This window comes from Brasilonema sennae CENA114 (assembly GCF_006968745.1).
Taxonomy (GTDB): Bacteria; Cyanobacteriota; Cyanobacteriia; order Cyanobacteriales; family Nostocaceae; genus Brasilonema; species Brasilonema sennae.
On the sequence record NZ_CP030118.1, the window covers coordinates 1,401,171 to 1,418,736 of the forward strand.

At 44.7% G+C, this 17,566-nt stretch carries 20 protein-coding genes; 17 read left to right on the forward strand and 3 right to left on the reverse strand.

Annotated elements, in window-relative coordinates:
- The first annotated feature begins 101 nt into the window (after positions 1 to 101).
- The 5 genes from cobU (at position 102) to DP114_RS05980 (ending at position 4,341) form a co-directional block, all read left to right on the forward strand.
- Positions 102 to 680 (forward strand): bifunctional adenosylcobinamide kinase/adenosylcobinamide-phosphate guanylyltransferase, encoded by a 579-nt coding sequence (gene cobU, locus DP114_RS05960; RefSeq protein WP_171975693.1) that lies wholly within the window; start codon positions 102 to 104, stop codon positions 678 to 680.
- 159 nt (positions 681 to 839) lie between these two features.
- Positions 840 to 1,337, forward strand: coding sequence for a helix-turn-helix domain-containing protein (locus DP114_RS05965; protein WP_169263472.1), 498 nt, complete (start codon positions 840 to 842; stop codon positions 1,335 to 1,337).
- 85 nt (positions 1,338 to 1,422) lie between these two features.
- The gene (locus DP114_RS05970) at positions 1,423 to 2,043 is read left to right on the forward strand and encodes a transposase (RefSeq protein WP_256379390.1); all 621 of its coding nucleotides are present in this window, start codon (positions 1,423 to 1,425) and stop codon (positions 2,041 to 2,043) included.
- 40 nt (positions 2,044 to 2,083) lie between these two features.
- Entirely contained in the window at positions 2,084 to 2,515 is a 432-nt protein-coding gene (locus tag DP114_RS05975; RefSeq protein ID WP_169267491.1) for a hypothetical protein, read from the forward strand.
- Between the two features lie 278 nt (positions 2,516 to 2,793).
- Complete coding sequence (locus tag DP114_RS05980) at positions 2,794 to 4,341, forward strand: DICT sensory domain-containing protein (RefSeq protein ID WP_171975694.1); 1,548 nt, start codon at positions 2,794 to 2,796, stop codon at positions 4,339 to 4,341.
- Between the two features lie 57 nt (positions 4,342 to 4,398).
- Here DP114_RS05980 and DP114_RS05985 read toward each other — a convergent pair whose 3' ends face one another.
- Together DP114_RS05985 and DP114_RS05990 are read right to left on the reverse strand one after the other, a co-directional pair.
- Complete coding sequence (locus DP114_RS05985; RefSeq protein ID WP_171975695.1) at positions 4,399 to 4,599, reverse strand: hypothetical protein; 201 nt, start codon at positions 4,597 to 4,599, stop codon at positions 4,399 to 4,401.
- A gap of 268 nt (positions 4,600 to 4,867) precedes the next feature.
- Entirely contained in the window at positions 4,868 to 5,530 is a 663-nt protein-coding gene (locus DP114_RS05990) for a HEAT repeat domain-containing protein (RefSeq protein WP_171975696.1), read from the reverse strand.
- A 117-nt stretch (positions 5,531 to 5,647) separates the two neighbouring features.
- On the opposite strand from DP114_RS05990, the gene DP114_RS05995 reads away from it, so the two are divergent.
- From DP114_RS05995 to DP114_RS06015, 5 genes are all read left to right on the forward strand, one after another.
- The gene (locus tag DP114_RS05995) at positions 5,648 to 5,887 is read left to right on the forward strand and encodes a hypothetical protein (protein ID WP_169267487.1); all 240 of its coding nucleotides are present in this window, start codon (positions 5,648 to 5,650) and stop codon (positions 5,885 to 5,887) included.
- Positions 5,888 to 6,015: 128 nt separating this feature from the next.
- Entirely contained in the window at positions 6,016 to 6,936 is a 921-nt protein-coding gene (locus DP114_RS06000; RefSeq protein WP_169267486.1) for a HEAT repeat domain-containing protein, read from the forward strand.
- Positions 6,937 to 6,960: 24 nt separating this feature from the next.
- Positions 6,961 to 7,962: a DUF3598 family protein gene (locus DP114_RS06005; RefSeq protein WP_171975697.1), complete on the forward strand. Its 1,002-nt coding sequence runs from the start codon at positions 6,961 to 6,963 to the stop codon at positions 7,960 to 7,962.
- Positions 7,963 to 7,985: 23 nt separating this feature from the next.
- Entirely contained in the window at positions 7,986 to 8,567 is a 582-nt protein-coding gene (locus tag DP114_RS06010) for a globin family protein (protein ID WP_171975698.1), read from the forward strand.
- 39 nt (positions 8,568 to 8,606) lie between these two features.
- Complete coding sequence (locus DP114_RS06015) at positions 8,607 to 9,803, forward strand: class I SAM-dependent methyltransferase (protein ID WP_169267483.1); 1,197 nt, start codon at positions 8,607 to 8,609, stop codon at positions 9,801 to 9,803.
- A 189-nt stretch (positions 9,804 to 9,992) separates the two neighbouring features.
- Here DP114_RS06015 and DP114_RS06020 read toward each other — a convergent pair whose 3' ends face one another.
- Positions 9,993 to 10,910, reverse strand: coding sequence for an AraC family transcriptional regulator (locus DP114_RS06020; protein ID WP_171975699.1), 918 nt, complete (start codon positions 10,908 to 10,910; stop codon positions 9,993 to 9,995).
- A 189-nt stretch (positions 10,911 to 11,099) separates the two neighbouring features.
- Between DP114_RS06020 and DP114_RS06025 the strand changes: the two genes are divergently transcribed.
- From DP114_RS06025 to DP114_RS06055, 7 genes are all read left to right on the forward strand, one after another.
- A complete protein-coding gene (locus tag DP114_RS06025) occupies positions 11,100 to 12,083 on the forward strand; it encodes an aldo/keto reductase (RefSeq protein ID WP_169267481.1) in 984 nt (327 codons plus the stop codon).
- 8 nt (positions 12,084 to 12,091) lie between these two features.
- Positions 12,092 to 12,235, forward strand: coding sequence for an RRXRR domain-containing protein (locus DP114_RS36225; RefSeq protein ID WP_318560212.1), 144 nt, complete (start codon positions 12,092 to 12,094; stop codon positions 12,233 to 12,235).
- On the forward strand, positions 12,229 to 12,963 hold the full coding sequence (locus DP114_RS06035) for an SDR family oxidoreductase (RefSeq protein ID WP_171975700.1): 735 nt from the start codon (positions 12,229 to 12,231) through the stop codon (positions 12,961 to 12,963). Before DP114_RS36225 ends, DP114_RS06035 begins: the two co-directional genes overlap by 7 nt.
- A 588-nt stretch (positions 12,964 to 13,551) precedes the next feature.
- Positions 13,552 to 14,031, forward strand: a complete 480-nt coding sequence (locus tag DP114_RS06040; RefSeq protein WP_246163072.1) for a DUF2656 domain-containing protein — start codon at positions 13,552 to 13,554, stop codon at positions 14,029 to 14,031.
- 110 nt (positions 14,032 to 14,141) lie between these two features.
- A complete protein-coding gene (locus DP114_RS06045; RefSeq protein ID WP_171975701.1) occupies positions 14,142 to 14,846 on the forward strand; it encodes an ankyrin repeat domain-containing protein in 705 nt (234 codons plus the stop codon).
- A 579-nt stretch (positions 14,847 to 15,425) separates the two neighbouring features.
- Positions 15,426 to 16,274, forward strand: coding sequence for a phycobilisome linker polypeptide (locus tag DP114_RS06050; protein ID WP_171975702.1), 849 nt, complete (start codon positions 15,426 to 15,428; stop codon positions 16,272 to 16,274).
- Between the two features lie 505 nt (positions 16,275 to 16,779).
- Entirely contained in the window at positions 16,780 to 17,535 is a 756-nt protein-coding gene (locus tag DP114_RS06055; protein ID WP_169267476.1) for a phycobilisome rod-core linker polypeptide, read from the forward strand.
- Positions 17,536 to 17,566 lie beyond the last annotated feature (31 nt).

The following is a 17,566-nucleotide window of genomic DNA, read 5'->3' on the forward strand; positions in this document are numbered from 1 at the left end:
TTGTAGTGTTCAAGGGTAAAGCCACAAGAGCCACTACATCATTTACTGATAACCTAGTAGAGTTGCAACCCTTCTCAATTCAAGATACTAGGTAAACAGCTTTGAGTAAAGTCGTATTAGTAACTGGACCAGCACGTTCTGGTAAAAGTGAATGGGCAGAAATTTTGGCTATGCAATCACAAAAAGCGGTTATCTATGTGGCAACGGCAGTAGAAAACTCAGAAGATAAAGAATGGCAACAACGTATTCTACAACATAAACAACGCCGTCCTCAACATTGGGCGACATTAGAAGTGCCATATGAATTGTCTGCAACTTTTGCCAACGCAGAACCAAATATCTGTCTTTTGGTAGATTCTTTAGGTACTTGGGTAGCAAATTTTTTGGAACAAGACGAGTTGATTTGGGAAAACATTGTTCAAGAGTTTTTAGAAACAGTCGAGTTAGTTTCTGCTGATGTGATTTTTGTTGCAGAGGAAACAGGTTGGGGTGTTGTGCCAGCTTATCCTATTGGTCGAACTTTTCGCGATCGCCTAGGTCATTTGGTGCGTCAGTTGGCAGGTATCAGCCAAGAAGTTTATTTAGTCACAGGGGGTCATGTTCTCAATCTGAGCTTGCTCGGTTCGCCTTTGCCTAAATTAAAAAACTCGCATAGAAATCGCAAAGTAACTAATAGTTAAGAACTCAGTAACTCTTCTTAAAAGTTTATTCAAAATTCCTTACATAAAAACTAGAATCTACAGTCTAGTACAGCACGGCGTAAGTTAACCAGGTATTACTGTGGGAGAATGAGTAATTAGATTAAAAGTAGTTTTTGCTGAGAAGCGGAGAATTAGGATGTGGCAGGATTAGCTCCAAAACAATTAAACTTAAGCGATGGCGATCGCTCAGAACTGCAAGAGTTGGTAAACCGACACAATACAGGGCAACAAATAGTACTACGTGCAAAAATAATTCTTCTAGCGTCAGAGGGGAAAAATAATGGCGAAATTGCTCGAACATTAAATATAAGTCTGGATATGGCTCGTTTATGGCGAAACCGATGGTTTAAAACTAGCGATAAAAAGTTGCCTACTTTTGAGAGACTACGAGATTCGGAGCGTATTGGGGCACCAGTAAAATTTAGTATGGAGCAAGTAATCAAACTGTTTGCCCTTGCATGTTCAAAACCCGAAGACTACGGACGACCAATAAGTCATTGGACACCAAGAGAACTAGCAGACGAAATTATAAAGCAAGGGATTATTGAAAGCATATCTGTCCGCCATGTTGGAAGATTACTAGAAGAGGCAGAACTTAAACCCCACCAGAGTAGTTACTGGTTAACCCCCCCCTAAGGACGAAGAATTTGACGTAAAAGTTGAAGATATTACTGGTTTATACATAAGTGCGATTGAACGTTATCAAAACGCAGAGCGTACAATATCAATTGATGAAATGACGGGTATTCAAGCTACAGAGCGTCTAGAAAAAGATTTACCGATGCGACCTGGTAAAGTTGAAAGAAGGGAGTTTGAGTATATTCGTCACGGTACACAGAGTTTAATTGCTAATTTTGATGTCGCTACTGGTAAGATTATCGAGCCTACTTGTGGAGATTCTCGAACAGAAGTTGATTTTGTTCTCAATATTCGTCGAATCATTGAAAGTGAACCCAATGCTAAAAAATGGCATCTAATCATGGATTGTCTGAATACGCATCAGTCTGAATCGCTGGTTCGTTTGGTTGCAGAAAAAGAAGGTTTGAATATCGATCTGGGTATTAAAGGAAAAAGGGGAATACTCAAATCCATGAAATCCCGTGCTGCTTTTTTAAGTGACAAAACACATCGAATTGTTTTCCATTACACCCCTAAACACTCTTCTTGGCTCAACCAGATTGAAATTTGGTTCAGTATTTTGGTTCGTAAGTTACTTCAGCGTGCTAGCTTCAAGAGTCAGGATGACCTAAAAACCCGAATTCTTGAATTTATCGACTACTTTAATAAAACAATGGCTAAACCTTTTCAGTGGACATATAAGGGTAAAGTGTTAGCTGTCTAATACTTGGTTTATTTACGCCGTGCTGTACTAGAATTTTAGTATGGCATCACAACAAGACGTAAAAAGATATTTAGCTTACTGGTTCCAGCTAGGCAAAAAAGTTGTCATAGACAACGGTGCGGCAACCTTACAGCCGCAAAAAGTCATAGCTGGCGATCGCTATAGCGATGAGTTTGAACAGTGCTGGCAAAGGATTATTTTACCTGAGTCAGGCGACTGCTACATAGAAGGTACACGGGAAACCATAGCAGAATTGTTAACACCTGGTTGGGATGTTTCTCCCTGCGCGCGTTGCGATATGCCAGTACCTGTGAAAAATTTGGGTATGCCGCCGTTGGTATGTCCTTGCTTTGATTTAACCACTTGGCCTAATACAGAATTACCACCACCACGCTCACCAGTCAACAATGAAGAGCAACTCAAGGCAATTCGCGATCGCCTTTTGAATGTTGTCAAATCAACTCGTGAGTAGTTTGTTTAGTTCAGAATATAACAATATTTCATAGACGCTGAGAGAAAACTTAGCGTTTTTTGGTTTTAAAGCAATGTCCTAGGTTTTCACGTCTTTTGTAGCGTGCCCGTAGCGGCTCAGAATTTAGGATTGCTATATATACAAATATTAATACTCACCTATCTGTGTCTTTTTTATGTGAATAATCACAAGATAAGGTTTTTTTGCGACTTTATTAATTAAGATGAGAAGTTAGTGCAGAATTTTTTAGTTGATTATTTTCCTTGTTGTGCTAACCCATGAACTTTTCTTTTGCTCAGGATGTGTCCATTTATCAGCAGTTGGCTTCAGGGATGCAAGGGCTTGCGCAACTATTGCCTCATAGTCCTACGACTCTGCTAGCACAATTGAAATCACAAATTGATTTACTCATTGAGCAACAGATTGTAGCTACTTTGTGGGTTAAACTACCACCTGGAATAATTTGGCACTCAGAAATTCAGCGTTATCAGCAACAAGTGAGGATGTCTGGTGTCATTCGTATTTTGCACATTCAGGAAAGCAAAACAGAAGTAGAGGGAGAACAAACTGCCTCACCCTCACGCCAGAGACACACCACTGGCACTCAACGAGGAAACTCTCCTGTGTTGACACAAACGCCACGCCTTAGCAAAGATTCTTTGCAAGAGCACAGCAGTACCTCCCCTACGTCCTCATTTTCCCAATCTTTCCTGGTTCAGAGCGCACCAAATAGCCAGTCACAACGGGAATACTTTGTGATGGTCTTGTCGTCCCAGTATTGCTGTCTGATTTTGGCTCATAGACCCAATAGATCACGCAAAAACAATTTAGCCAAAGCAAATAGAAAAAAAACTGCACCGTTACTTGCTGTGACGATTTTTGAGGGACAAACTATTCAACTCGTGTTGGATGTGATGAAATCTGCCATCAGACCACAGTCATCTTTACTTATGCCTGCTGATTTTATTTGTCCCTCAGCACCAGATCCAACACTTATCAGTCAACTGTTGGCAAAACAACTTCAGCAACAAGATGAAATTTTTCGTCAAAGAACGACAAAGCGTCTTGCGATAATGCAGCAGAAAAATCAAAAACTCCAAGAGAATCTGCAACTCAAAGATGAATATTTGAGCAATGTGTGCCAGGAACTACGTGCGCCTCTAACACACATGAAAACAGCTCTGAGTCTTTTAAATTCTCCTCATTTGAAAATCGCTTCAAAACAACGCTATTTTCAAATGCTTAAACAAGAGTGCGATCGCCAAAATGCTCTGATTACTGGAGTGTTTGATATGGTGCAGTTAGAGCGCAATTTACCACAGATGCCTTTGGAGGTTGTACGTCTTTCGGAAGTTGTGCCTGGAGTGGTAAGTATTTATCAGCCCCTAGCCCGAGAAAAAGGCATCATGGTAGCCTACACTGTAGGAACTCAACTTCCAGCTGTTTGGTGTGTCAGTGGTGGACTAAGGCAGATTGTAATTAATTTGCTTTCCAACAGCATTAATTTCACCCCCAAAGGTGGACAAGTTTGGGTACAAGGACGTGTTCAGGGTAATTATGTCCAATTGGAATTTCGCGATACTGGTATTGGTATTGCCGATAGCGATATTCCTAAAATCTTTGAGCGCTTTTATCGCTTACGTCCAACTACAACAGAAGATTCTGGTAGTGTTGGCTTAGGCTTATCAATTGTGCAATTATTGCTATCTCGCTGTAGTGGCTCTATCTCTGTCAAAAGTAAGCTAAATGAGGGTTCCATTTTTACAGTGCGGCTGGCGATTGCCTGCGGCAGAGCTGCGCTTAACGCTCCTAGTGATGCCTCATAACAATTTGTTTGAGCTGGAGATTATGCTGAAAACAGCTCTCATGAGAATTTGTGAACATCAAACCGTTTCCCACTTCTTTTTCAAGAGTGCAACAAATGTCGCATACCCTTCTGAAAAGTCGGGTGGATCAGGCACAACATACTCTGGAAATTCCTTATAATACCGCCAAGGTTCTGAGGAATTGTGTCGCAAATGTAACACACAATCTGTTGTGCCTGGGGGTTTCCACGTCATTTGACCTGGGAGAGTGTCAGACATAAATAACCTCTTAAATATCGTGTTTTTGTTCTTATGGATTTTGACAGACAGGTGAAAAAAATCTGTCAATATTTATACTTTTTTCTTTTTCTGATCATACAAACTAGATTGTTTAATTTGACAATAGCTGGCTAGAAGTCTTTTTGATAGATTTTCTAACTCCATGAATTTTTTTTGCAAATTCAACAAAATTATGTATTCCTATGATAGCGTTCCCTCCTTGGATACTGTCTGCCAAGGAGAGGAATTCTTTTCGCATCAAAACACATCACTGCTGAAGCAAGTTTTCTAGTACAGCTGCGACGACTTGATGATCTGGGTCTTGGCGAAGTTGCCTCAGGCCTTGTTTTGCCTGGGGATGATCAAAGCGCTTCAGTGCCTGAACAACATGTATGCGAATTTGTTTAGACTCTGAACCAACCAGCGCCAACAACTGAGACAAAGCGGGTTCCTCAAGACTTGTTAGAGCAAATGTACCAAGCGCATCTATGGCATCTGCCTGTACGCTAAAGTCTTCTCCCGCTAAAGCTTGGATGCAGATTTCAAACAATTCGTTAGGACACTCCAGATCAACCAGCACTGCCAGAATACTACGCCGTACTAGCCAGTGATCATCCCGAAAAAAGGTGAAAACCAGATGAGACGCAGCAACTTTGCCAAACAGAGAAAGAGAACTTGCAGCCTCTGCCCGGACGTTGGGGGTGTTGTCAAATTTCATCAACTCCAGCAAGGCAGCGAAGGATTCAGCAGTCTGCTGTTTGCCCAGTCCCATCGCAACAAACGATCGCACCAGAAATTCCGAATCACGAAGTTTACTAATGAGTAGGGGAACAGCTACCTCTGGTGTATAGTCTTTCAGGGCAGCGATCGCTTTCAATCGATATTGAAAATCAGAATTATTTAAACCAGTTTTGATTTCGTGAATATCCATAGCAATATATGGCACAACTTACCATCACTGTAATCAAAAAGGTTTGCTTGGTGGTGACGTGATCTGAGAAAATCGAGCTTAGACTTTATATAAATACAAATTTAGGAAATACTTAAAATGACTGAAAATTCAGAACAGACGCCAACAGATCAAACTTCCCCTGAAGAACTGAGCGAAGTTATTGCAGAATTTGAGGAATATCGCGAAAGGCTGATTAATCAAAGGCTAGCAACGGCGCAAAAAGCTAAGGTGATGAAGGCAACCGCACTCGCTCAACTTGAGCCGGAACTTGCCAAAATTGATGCTGTGCTCAAAGACCTGCGCGATCGCCAAACTGCTCTGTTGACGAGTCATTAATACAAAAAGGCAGCCATGCTAAAAGTGACACAGCTTATTATACTGTGGTTTAGTGCGATTCATTCTACTCATTTTTGGCATGCACAGCTAGCTCATCCCACACAGTCATTGGTGATAGGTAATTGATAATGAGTGATCTGCTCAATAGTGAAACGAAATCCGGCCAGAATTTAATACCACCGTCCCAGGAACAAACCGATGCTTTGCTGGAAATGGTTAAGGAGCAAATGGATCTGGACACCTTCAATCCCAATGACCATGAACTCCTCAAACGGATAATTGAGTCTTTAGGAGATTCACGCGGGTTGGTTAGGATGCGAGTTGCAGAGACACTCGGTCAAATTGGTGAATTGGCAACTCCATTCTTAATGGAAGCACTGGCAGATCACCCAAATGTGGTTGTGCGTCGCGCCAGCGCCAAAACTCTGACAATCATCGCCGATCCAAAGGCTGTTCCGGTTCTGGTTCATTCTTTCCTCAATGATGAAGACACAGTTGTCCAGGGTTCATCAGTAGGTGCGCTGGCTAGGACAGGTGAAACCGCTGTACCACCTTTGCTGGAAATTTTAGCAGACTCAAATTCCTCTGAAAATACCAAGGGTCATGCCGCATGGGCGCTGGCATTTATCGGCGCACAGGCAAAGGAGTATATTTATAAGGTAATTGACTCCTCATCGCCTGACGTTCGCGCTGCTGTGATTGGGGCGATCGCCAAAATTCTCCAAGAAAACCCCCAAGAGGAAGCATTTGGGATTGTGGTTAAAGCCCTGGGCGATCCAGACACAAATGTACGCTGCGAAGCCGCAGCAGTCTTGGGTAATTTGAGCTATCGACCAGCAGTTGCCCACTTGATTTCGTTACTGCATCATCCTGATTGGCAAAGCCGCAAAGCAGCTGCACTGGCATTAATGAAGATAGGCGATCGCACGGCGTTAGAACCCTTGCAAGCGGCGTTAGGGCAAGAAAGTGAAATAGGAGTTCAACCAGTGATCAAGTTGGCGATTTCTCAAATAGAGAAACAGTCACAGCAAGATGACGACTGGGAATAAGAAATCCAGGTTGAAACAAGTCATATGAAATCCCAATGGGACTGTGTATTGCAAAACCTGGGAGAGTGGCACGGATCATTTACCCGTGTCTCGCCCCAGGGAGAACTTATGGAGGATATAAAAAGCGTCATTTTCCTGGAAGCAGTGAACGACAATCAAGCCATTCACCTGGTTTTGCGTCGCTACTATCCTACTCCTGGTTCAGATGAACTCAAGCCTCAAGATTTGGTGCTAGACTTCAGTTCGCCCGGTGTCGGATCACGATATTTTGAAACTGGAGCTTTTTGTGAAGGTCCAGTGTACTTTGGATCTCGTACTCCGTTTGGAGCTGAGTTCAGTTTTATTGGTGGCGATTCCTTGCCTGTTGTAGAAGAACAGCAGCACTGTAGAACGGGCGATGCCTCCGCGCGCCCTACTGCCAACCCTGTTCTTCCAGAACAGGGTTCCCCGAATCTCCGATTCGGGGCAACCAGGCGTAGCCTGGTTGGGCAGTATACGGGCGATCGCCGCATGCGTTTGATTCAACAGTTTGATTCCTCTAATAGCCAGCTATACAGATTGACGTTGGTTCGAGAACAACGAGCTGGAACCAACGCACCAGAACGCCCAACTTTGGTTCTGGAGGATTTACTTGGAGAATGGGAAGGAATTGCAGTCACTTTATATTTAGATTCGCGTCCACCTGTCACCACTTCCACCACCCTCAAGCTTGCTCGCACTTCCCAAAATGAATGTGTACAACATTTATTTTGGGGGGAAGAGGAAACCCAGCATACGATGACAATTGCGGCTGATAGTAAAGGATCACGCCTGGACTTTGACCACGAGTCTCTAGCTTACCAAGTTTTACTATTACCCGATGGCGCATCTTCGACTTGTCCAACCCAGATAAAACCAGGACACCCTTTCTTTCTCGAAGCTGGCTGGTTATTTCAGCCCGGTTTACGCCAGCGCATGATTCGTGCATATAATGACCAAGGGAAGTGGAGTAGCTTGACTTTCGTGAATGAGCACCGAATAAGTTAGTACAAGAACGCACAAGAGAAAACATGAAGCCTGAACTCAGTGAAGCAGTCAAAGAACTCATTCAAAAAGCGAGAATTGTCAGTTTTTCCAGCTGGGAGACGACGCAGCCAAGAGCGATCATTCCTCTGTTCCAAGCAGCCGATGATCAAGGGCGATATCTCACCGATGAAGATTTACAGCAGATCCAAACCCTTTCCCCCGAAACCTCAGGATTCATCCCAGTCGCACGGTTGTTGCGCGATCGCGTCACTGAAATCGTAGACGAAGCCCGAGAACAAGTGCTGATAACTTTCCCTGGCATTACTCAACCCGGAGGTGGTCTTTACCCACCAGAGCGTGCCGAAGCTTGCTGGCGTGATTTTTGGCACTTTCTGCGCTGCATTACTTATGGTATCGCCGATCAACACATTGAGTACACAAGCCCCACCGGACTACATCACATGAATGTATTGTATCAAGAGCTACAAGTTCCGTTAGATGCAATGGTAGTTGGTTTGGAAAATATTAAAATTGCGAGTTTGAAGTGGATTGACTCTGAGGAGCAAGCAGCCCTCGGTCCCTATTTTGACCATCTGATTACTCAACTAAAATGTTTCAAACCCTGAAGACTCAAAAGCAAAAAACTGATAACTGATAACTGAACAATGGATTCCTCTCACGCAGTCAGCTCGGCAGTTGCCAAACTTTACAACACCTATCCCTTTCCTCCAGATCCGCTTCTTGACGAACCCCCACCAGGATATAACTGGCGATGGAACTGGAACACAGCTTATAACTTCTGCACAGGGCGCAAACCTGAGCGAGAAAATGTTCGTATTCTCGATGCGGGATGCGGAACGGGAGCAGGAACAGAGTATATCGTACACCTAAATCCCCATGCTCAGGTAGTCGCGATTGATTTGAGTGCAGGGGCGATCGCAGTTGCCCGCGAACGTTGTCAGCGTTCCGGAGCTGATGGGGTTGAGTTTCACAACCTGAGTCTGTATGATGTGGAACAGGTATCGGGTGAATTCGACTATATCAATTGCGTTGGCGTTTTACACCATCTCCCCGATCCCATCAAGGGCATACAAAGTCTGGCGGGTAAGCTGGCTGCGGGGGGGTTGATGCATATTTTTGTGTATGCTGAATTGGGACGTTGGGAAATTACGCTGATGCAGAAAGCGATCGCACTTCTCCAAGGCGATCGCCGTGGAGACTATCAGGATGGCGTGAAAGTCGGTCGAGAAATCTTTGCTAACCTACCGGAAAATAACCGACTGTTAAAACGGGAAAAGGAACGTTGGTCGCTGGAAAATCACCGCGATGGTTACTTTGCCGATATGTACGTCCATCCCCAGGAAATAGACTATCGCATCGAGACTTTGTTTGAGTTGATTGATGCCTCTGGGTTAGAGTTCATCGGCTTCTCAAATCCTTTGTACTGGGAATTGGAACGGTTGATTGGTCAACAACCAGATTTGATGGAACGAGCAGCACACCTGAGCGAACGTCAACGCTATCGTCTCACAGAACTTCTTGATCCAGAAATCAGCCACTACGAATTCTTCCTCGGTCGTCCTCCAATATCCCGTGTGGATTGGTCAGATGACACGACTCTTGTCAATTCCATTCCCGAACGCAGTCCATGCATGGAAGGGTGGCCAAGTCAAGTCATCCTAGATTATAACTATCAAGTCGTCAGACTTAGTGAAGCAGAGTATGCTTTTATAGAGGCTTGTGACAATGCTCAGGGACAGGAAACGGTTGAGGCATTAATACAGAAGGCGGGGATGGATTTGGAGGGAGTGCGATCGCTCCAAAAACGTCAGTTGATTCTGCTTACACCGAAGCCGTGGTAATAATGTGACTTCAAAAAAAAGTGAGTTTTTTGTTGACTCAACGTCTATTGCGTTTCAGCATTTAATAGTACTGCAGTACTATTAAATGAGGCAATCAAAAGTGCTAATGCTTTTATCGTCAAAGGTTATACTATTTCACGATCAGACCTGATACACCTAATACAAATAATGGGTTTCTAATTCTTTCCCTCAGGCTACCCGTAACCGTTCAATATCCCTGATGGGCGGCGCACCAAACATGCGAGCATATTCGCGGCTGAACTGCGAAGTGCTCTCATAGCCAACCTGATAAGCAGCCTGTGTTGCATCGAGATTCTCGGCAAGCATAATCTGACGTGCTGTTAATAGTCTCAATTGTTTTTGATATTGCAGCGGACTCATCGAGGTGACTGCCTTGAAATGGCGGTGGAACGATGCAGGAGACATGTTCGCTGCAAGAGCCAAATCCTCAACCCGCAACGGTTTTGTAAAATCTGCTTTGAGCTGTTTAATAACTTCAGCAATCCGCTGCATATTGCTCCCAGAGGTAGCAATCTGACGAACCGCTTCGCTTTGTTCACCCATAAGTAAACGGTAATAGATTTCGCGGATGATCATCGGTGCTAAAAACGGGATATCCTGCGGTGTATCTAAAAGCTTTGTCAGCCGGAGGGCGCAATCAATCAAGAGTGGCGAGGCATCGCTAATGAACCAGCCTCTGACTGATTCTTTCTTACCGATGTCTGGGTTCGTTTGAGCAATAATGTCACAAAGTTGGGCTGGGTTTAGCTTCAGCTTAAATCCCAGATAGGGCTGTTCGGGAGTTGCCTTTACCACACATGCGCTCATCAGTAAATCCATTGAAACAACCAGATACTGAGCAACGCCGTACTGATAGGTTTCCTCATTCAGCAACACTTCTTTTTTGCCCTGCACCACAATGGCGAGAAGCGGTTCGCTGACACCCTGAATTGCTTTGGAAGTATCACATTCTCGCGTGAACGCTAAGGGATTGATCGCAGTTGCATGGGCACCGTTTCCCTTGCCGTCAGTATGCCTCGCAACCAATGCCGCCAGTTCTTCACATTTGGTGTTCGCTGTCTCCTGGCTCAGTGTCTCAATCGTCATGTTGAATTTTTGACTGATTTAACCATGTGCCCATTATAGGAAATATTTCTTCGTTGCCAATGCCTTGCTTGAGAGGATTAGGCAATCATCTGCAAGGTTTGTGTATTCATGCTAAAGCTGATCAAGCCTATGATTAACCCATGCGCAAGAATAAGACTGAAAATCGCAAGTTAAATCAGGAGAACTTTAGTGAAAACACGTCAACTTGGCAAAGAACTGGTGGTTTCAGAACTAGGGCTAGGCTGCATGGGCATGTCTGAGTTCTATGCAGGACGTGATGAGCAAGAATCGATCGCCACAATTCACCGCGCTTTAGAACTCGGTGTCACGCTGCTGGATACGGCTGATATGTACGGTCCCTTCACAAATGAACAATTGGTGGGCAAAGTAATCCGCGATCGTCGAGATCAGGTTGTGTTAGCCACAAAATTTGGTAACGTCCGTAGCAGCGATGGTCAGTTTGTGGGTGTGAGCGGCAAACCGGAATATGTGCATCAAGCGTGTGATGCTTCATTGCAACGCTTGGGAGTGGATGTGATTGACCTTTACTATCAGCATCGAGTTGATCCAACGGTGCCAATCGAAGAAACTATCGGCGCAATGGCAGAACTGGTGCAGCAGGGCAAAGTCCGCTATCTTGGAATGTCCGAAGCGGCTGCTGCCACGATTCGACGGGCACATGCAGTTCACCCGATTACTGCCCTGCAAACGGAATACTCCCTGTGGAGCCGTGATCCAGAAGATGAGATTTTGCCGACTGTGCGCGAGTTAGGCATTGGCTACGTGGCTTACAGCCCACTCGGTCGTGGATTTCTCTCAGGGCAGTTCACCAGCCCAGAAGATTTCGCCCAAGATGATTATCGCAGAAATTCACCCAGATTTCAGGGCGAGAATTTCTACAAGAATCTGCAACTGGTAGAACAGGTGAAAGCGATCGCAAAAGAAAAAGGCGTGACCCCCAGTCAACTTGCCCTGGCGTGGCTACTCGCTCAGGGCGATGACATTGTGCCGATTCCGGGTACAAAGCGACGGAGCTACCTGGAAGAAAACATTGCTGCAACTGACATTACACTGACTTCTCAAGAGTTGAGCCGAATTGAAGCGGTTGCTCCCAAAGGAATCACTGCTGGTTCTCGCTATGCTGAACAGCAAATGAAAGCGCTCAATCATTGAATTGAAATCTGTGGCGGTATTTATTTCCCAAAACTCGTTATCGCAAACCCAGATTCCTAAATCGCACTCGACCAAAAGGATGGCTCGCGCCTAGCCTGATCGCTCTCAAATTCCTCATTATTCTCAAATTAAAAGGAAAGTCAATATGTTAAACGTTGAAAACAAAGTCATTGCCATCACCGGAGCTAGTAGCGGAATCGGTGAAGCTACCGCTAAACTGCTAGCCAAAAATGGCGCAAAAGTTCTTCTGGGGGCACGGCGCACTGAAAAACTAGAAAAAATTGTTGAGGAAATCCGCGCATCAGATGGAACAGCAGAATTCAAAGCTGTGGATGTCAGCAATCGCGAGGATATGAAACAGTTCATTCACTTTGCCAAGGACAAGTTTGGTCGCGTCGATGTCATCTTCAACAACGCAGGCGTTATGCCCCTGTCCCCAATGAACGCTCTGAAAGTTAATGAGTGGGATAACATGATTAATGTGAACATTCACGGTGTGCTGAACGGCATTGCTGCTGGTCTGCCCATCATGGAAGCGCAAGGCGGCGGGCAGTTTATCAATACTGCTTCCATCGGCGCCCATGTTGTAGTGCCTACTGGCGCTGTCTATTGCGCGACAAAATATGCTGTCTGGGCGATATCTGAAGGACTGCGTCAAGAATCGAAAAATCTCCGCGTGACGACAATATCTCCCGGTGTGGTTGAAACTGAACTCGGCTCTGATATTACAGAGGAGTCAGCAAAAGGTGCTTTGAAAGAATTCCGCAAAATTTCGCTGACTCCGGATGCGATCGCAAGAGCTGTCTTATATGCCGTTTCCCAGCCTGATGATGTTGATGTCAATGAAGTGATTGTCCGCCCAACGGCAAGTGCATTTTAACCGTAGGGGACTAACCTCTATTTTTTGTTACCAAATATCAGCGCAAAGCAATAACAGTTCCTTACCCCACACTCAACGCTTTATTGTGTGGGGACTTTCGTGGAAATACCTTAAAAGGAGAGTTGGGTTTAAAAATACCAAAACTTGTCAAAAGTCAACAAACAAAGAAACTTCTGCAATAATTTTTTATAAAAAGACTTCAAAATACTTAATAATTTTATGTCTGGAAATCATAACAATAGGAGTCAAAACTGCGTTGACACTACAATGCAATTGCTCGATTTTGTGCTGTGGAATCTTTTTTGAAGACAAATTGGGTATTTTTATTTTTTTATAAACGTCGCCAAGATTATGAATAATCGTACTACATTGGCAAAAGCTTGTAAATACGTAAATAATTGCGAGTCGTGTCAATAATTTTTCTGATGTTAAGTGAATATTTCACTCAGTATTGATTTATGAATCTAAATAGCTGATGAAAAAAAATTATTGTATGAACTTACCTGATGAATGAAGTGAAAGAGTTAAAGAAGGATAGCCGAAAAATTGTAAATTGAAATATCAGTCTGAATAAATACAATCTTTGATATGATGAGCGACGTACCCCAGCAACGAATGCTGCTTTCTCATAACTTTAGTGTGTCAGATAACAGTGTTCCTGAACTTGATCGAGAACAGTTCGCCACCGTCTTTATTGAAGGATTCGGTGAGGAAAAAAATATCAAATGTCAGACAGTGGACAATCCTCACTGGATCGTAGAAATTCTGTTTAAGAGTGATGAGCTTTCACCGCAGCAGGTTGGCAAACAGTGCGCCCAGATACTAGCCCAGAAGCGTCAGTCGCAACAGTCTGCCGAACAAGCAATCCCACAAATTTTGGTACTGGGAGGAATGAAAACAACTCCACCAACGAGTACTTCGCCTGGCTCCCTGCAACCCGGACAATGGGGAGTGGATGTTGTAGAAACTGCATCAGCAGAGGAGTTTTTGCAGGCGATCGCCTGGGATGCGACTATTGCCCAAAAGCCTGTTGATAGTGTATTTAAAGTTGAACTGAAGCAGTCTTGACTCATGCAATAACTCTCTGGTAGTTCTTATTCCTTTGTGTGCTAAGAAAGCGGGAAGCCGCTCTGCGTCTATGTGGTTTGTTCTATAGTCAGTGTAGGGGGTAGAAAACTATGTCTTCACTGAACAATGAATTGATCCGAGCAGTTGTTCGAGGAGATGCTACGGCGGTGGCAGATCTGTTAGCTCAACAGGCAAACGTCAATACAACTGGGGGAGTCACCCCAGTTGGAGAAAGCAATACTTTACTCATGTGGGCAGCGGGAGAGGGTTATGCGGATGTGGTTAAAATCCTACTGAGTCATGGTGCACATGTAAATGTCAAAAATAATGCTAACTATACTGCCCTGATGTACGCCGCAGAGGGTGGGTATTCAGAAAGCGTTAACGCGCTGCTGGATTATGGAGCTGATATCCATCCAAGAAACCATTACGGTGAGACAGTGCTGATGTCTATTGCCCGCTTTGGTCTGACAGACCTGATCCTGCGTCTGATTGACTTGGGGGCAGATGTACATGCAACCAACAGGATTGGGGATACGGCGCTGTACTTGGCAGTTGACAATGGACAGTTTTATACTGTCAAGGCATTGATTTCACGGGGAGCCTCGGTGAATACACACAACATTGGCGACTGGACTCCCTTAATGATGGCATCAGCACGCGGAGATTTGGAGGTGATGGAACTCCTGCTTGAGCATGGCGCGGACTTTAGTCCCAAAAACCGTTGGGGGGCAACGGCATTAAGTGAAGCAAAGCGATCGTTTCGTCCCGTCAGTGCAGTTCAAATTTTACAACAGGCAGGCGCAACGGAGTGAATTGACAAAAACTAGGGGTGTATGGTGTAGGGATGTAGGGCAATTCGGTTCGGTTAAGGGGGAAAGAAGTGCTTATCCGAACCTTATTGCGGCAACCCCTACAAGAGCCGCTGCTGGTGAGCTTTGGAGTTGAACAAAAAACTTGAAAAATGAGTTAAGAAACGTTAAGACTTTGTCAGCCCGATCGCCTGCTTAGTGACTAAAGTCCTGGATGCCACAATAGTCCAGTTTGAAGAAACGTTGATTTCCACCGTTGCCCTATAGTGGCTTTCAGCAAGAGTGATTTACTGCATTTTGGTGATGTCTCAGTGATGTCAAACTGATGTAACTAATCTACACAATAAAACTTAACGATTCTTAATCTTTTTGGTCACAACGTTATATGAAGATTGAGGGTGTGCAAGGTGTCAAACCTTAGTATAAAGTTAAAAAACTCACACGGTTAAGAGTTTTTCTAGCTCCCAGAGTTAATAAAAACTCTAAACTCTAAATTTATTGCTTGAAAGAGCAATTCATAATTTACTTAATCTTTTGAGATAATTACTCTCAGCTTATGTTGTTAACCAGGAGATTTGCTTAATGCCTTTTGGACCAGCATCACGTTTAGGAGTTAGCTTATTTGACGAAACCCCTCCACTTGAGTGGGTTCCAGGTCGCTCTGATGAAGAAGCAGAAATTCTGATTCAAGCCGTTTACAGGCAAGTACTGGGTAATGCGTACGTTATGGAAAGTGAGCGGCTGACAGTGCCAGAATCACAATTCAAACGTGGTGAACTCAGTGTTCGTGAGTTTGTTCGGGCTGTAGCAAAGTCCGATCTCTACTTCTCGCGCTTTGGTGATACCCCCCGCTATCGTTTTATCGAGCTAAACTTCCGGCACTTACTTGGTCGCGCCCCTAATAGTTACGATGAAATGAAGGCTCACAGTGCCATCCTCGATGCGGGTAATTTTGAAGCTGAAATCGACTCCTACCTTGACAGTGACGAATATCAGAACACCTTTGGTGAAAACCTGGTACCTTACATTAGAGGCTACAAGACCGAAGCATTAAGCCATATGATTGGCTTTACCCATACCTTCCAGTTGGTGCGGGGTGCTTCCACTAGCTCTCTCAAGGGAGATTTGGCAGGGAAGTCTCCAAAACTCAACTCACTAGTCATTAGTGCAATACCAACCCCTGTTGTTCCACCAGGATCAACCTTCCGCAACCCGCCACTAGGCTCACGTGTCCGTCTTGGTGTGGGAGCAAGCGAAGAAGGCAAAGTTTTCCGCATCGAAGTCACTGGCTACCGAGCAAATGCGGTTAACCGAGTTTCCAAATTCCGCCGCAGCAATCAGGTTTACTTGGTACCGTTCGAGAAGCTTTCGGAAGAATATCAACGGATTCACAGACAGGGTGGTGTTATCGCTAGTATCACGCCTGTATAGCAGAAAATGCTGATCGGTTATTAGCAGAGGCGTTGATAGCACCAGACTTGGGGAATAGGCAAGACTGTTGAGTCACGGCGATTGCTTCGCCTGCCCTGTGTGCAGAAAGTTTTCCTCCAGAAAACCCTCTGCACAAAGAAGGGCGCGCCGCGATCGCCCTATGCTCTAAATATTCGATTTGGCTAGAGAGATTATTTAAGAATCTCTCTGGGCAAAAAAGCTTATTGCCCAAAAAGCAGACGCGACTGTGCGTTCGCCCTGGAGTACCTCCCAAGTTTTGAAGTTAGGGGTGCTTTCCCAACGTCCAGATAATGTATCGTACTTGTTCCCAGAGTGATCTTAAGCAGTTGAAACTGCAAACCCTAACCTTTACGCAGCAATCATCGAGTGCGTAACGTCAGGCATAGCGAAGTTGGTAATTGCTACTTCAGTTGCTAATCACTGGTCAGTATGAACTGAGTTTTGAATTCTCAGCAAAACAAGTGTTAGGAGTATTCCCTTAATTATGGCAACAATAGCACCAATAGAACTCTGGCCCACCCGCGACCTAGAGGATGTACAAGCAGTCATTCGGGCAGTCTACAAGCAGGTTTTAGGCAACCCCCATGTGATGGAAAGTGAGCGCTTGGTGAGTGCAGAATCACAATTGAAAGATGGCACTATCTCTGTACGGGAGTTTGTCCGCGCAGTAGCTAAGTCGGATTTCTACCGCTCGCGTTATTTTGAATCGTGTGCTCCTTATCGTTTTGTAGAATTGAATTTCAAGCACTTCCTCGGTCGTCCACCCCAGTCCCAAGCGGAGATTTCCGAGCACATCGTTCGTTGTGTGGAAAAAGGATACGACGCTGAAATCGACTCCTACATCGATAGCGAAGAGTACCAGTCAGCCTTTGGCGAAAACGTTGTACCCTACAATCGTGGGGCAAAAACGGAGGTTGGGCGGAGTCAGGTTACCTATAACCGTACGTTTGCTCTGGATCGTGGTCCTTCTCAAATCAGTAGCGCGGTTAAGTCCTCTCAACTGGTTTATCCAGTGGCAACCAACAGCTCGAACAAAATAAAAGCAGCAGATGTAAACCTCGGTGGTTCGGGTGAAGCTAACAAAAAGAAATTCAAGATTTTAGTGCGGGGTTCCAAGTTTGATAGCCCTCGTCGGATTAGCAACACCGAATACATTGTTTCTGGTGACAACATGACCCCTCAAATTCAGCGGATTAACCGCACCGGCGCTAAGATTGTCAGCATCACTGAGATTGTCTAGGCATGAACTTTCAAGAATTGCATGGACATGT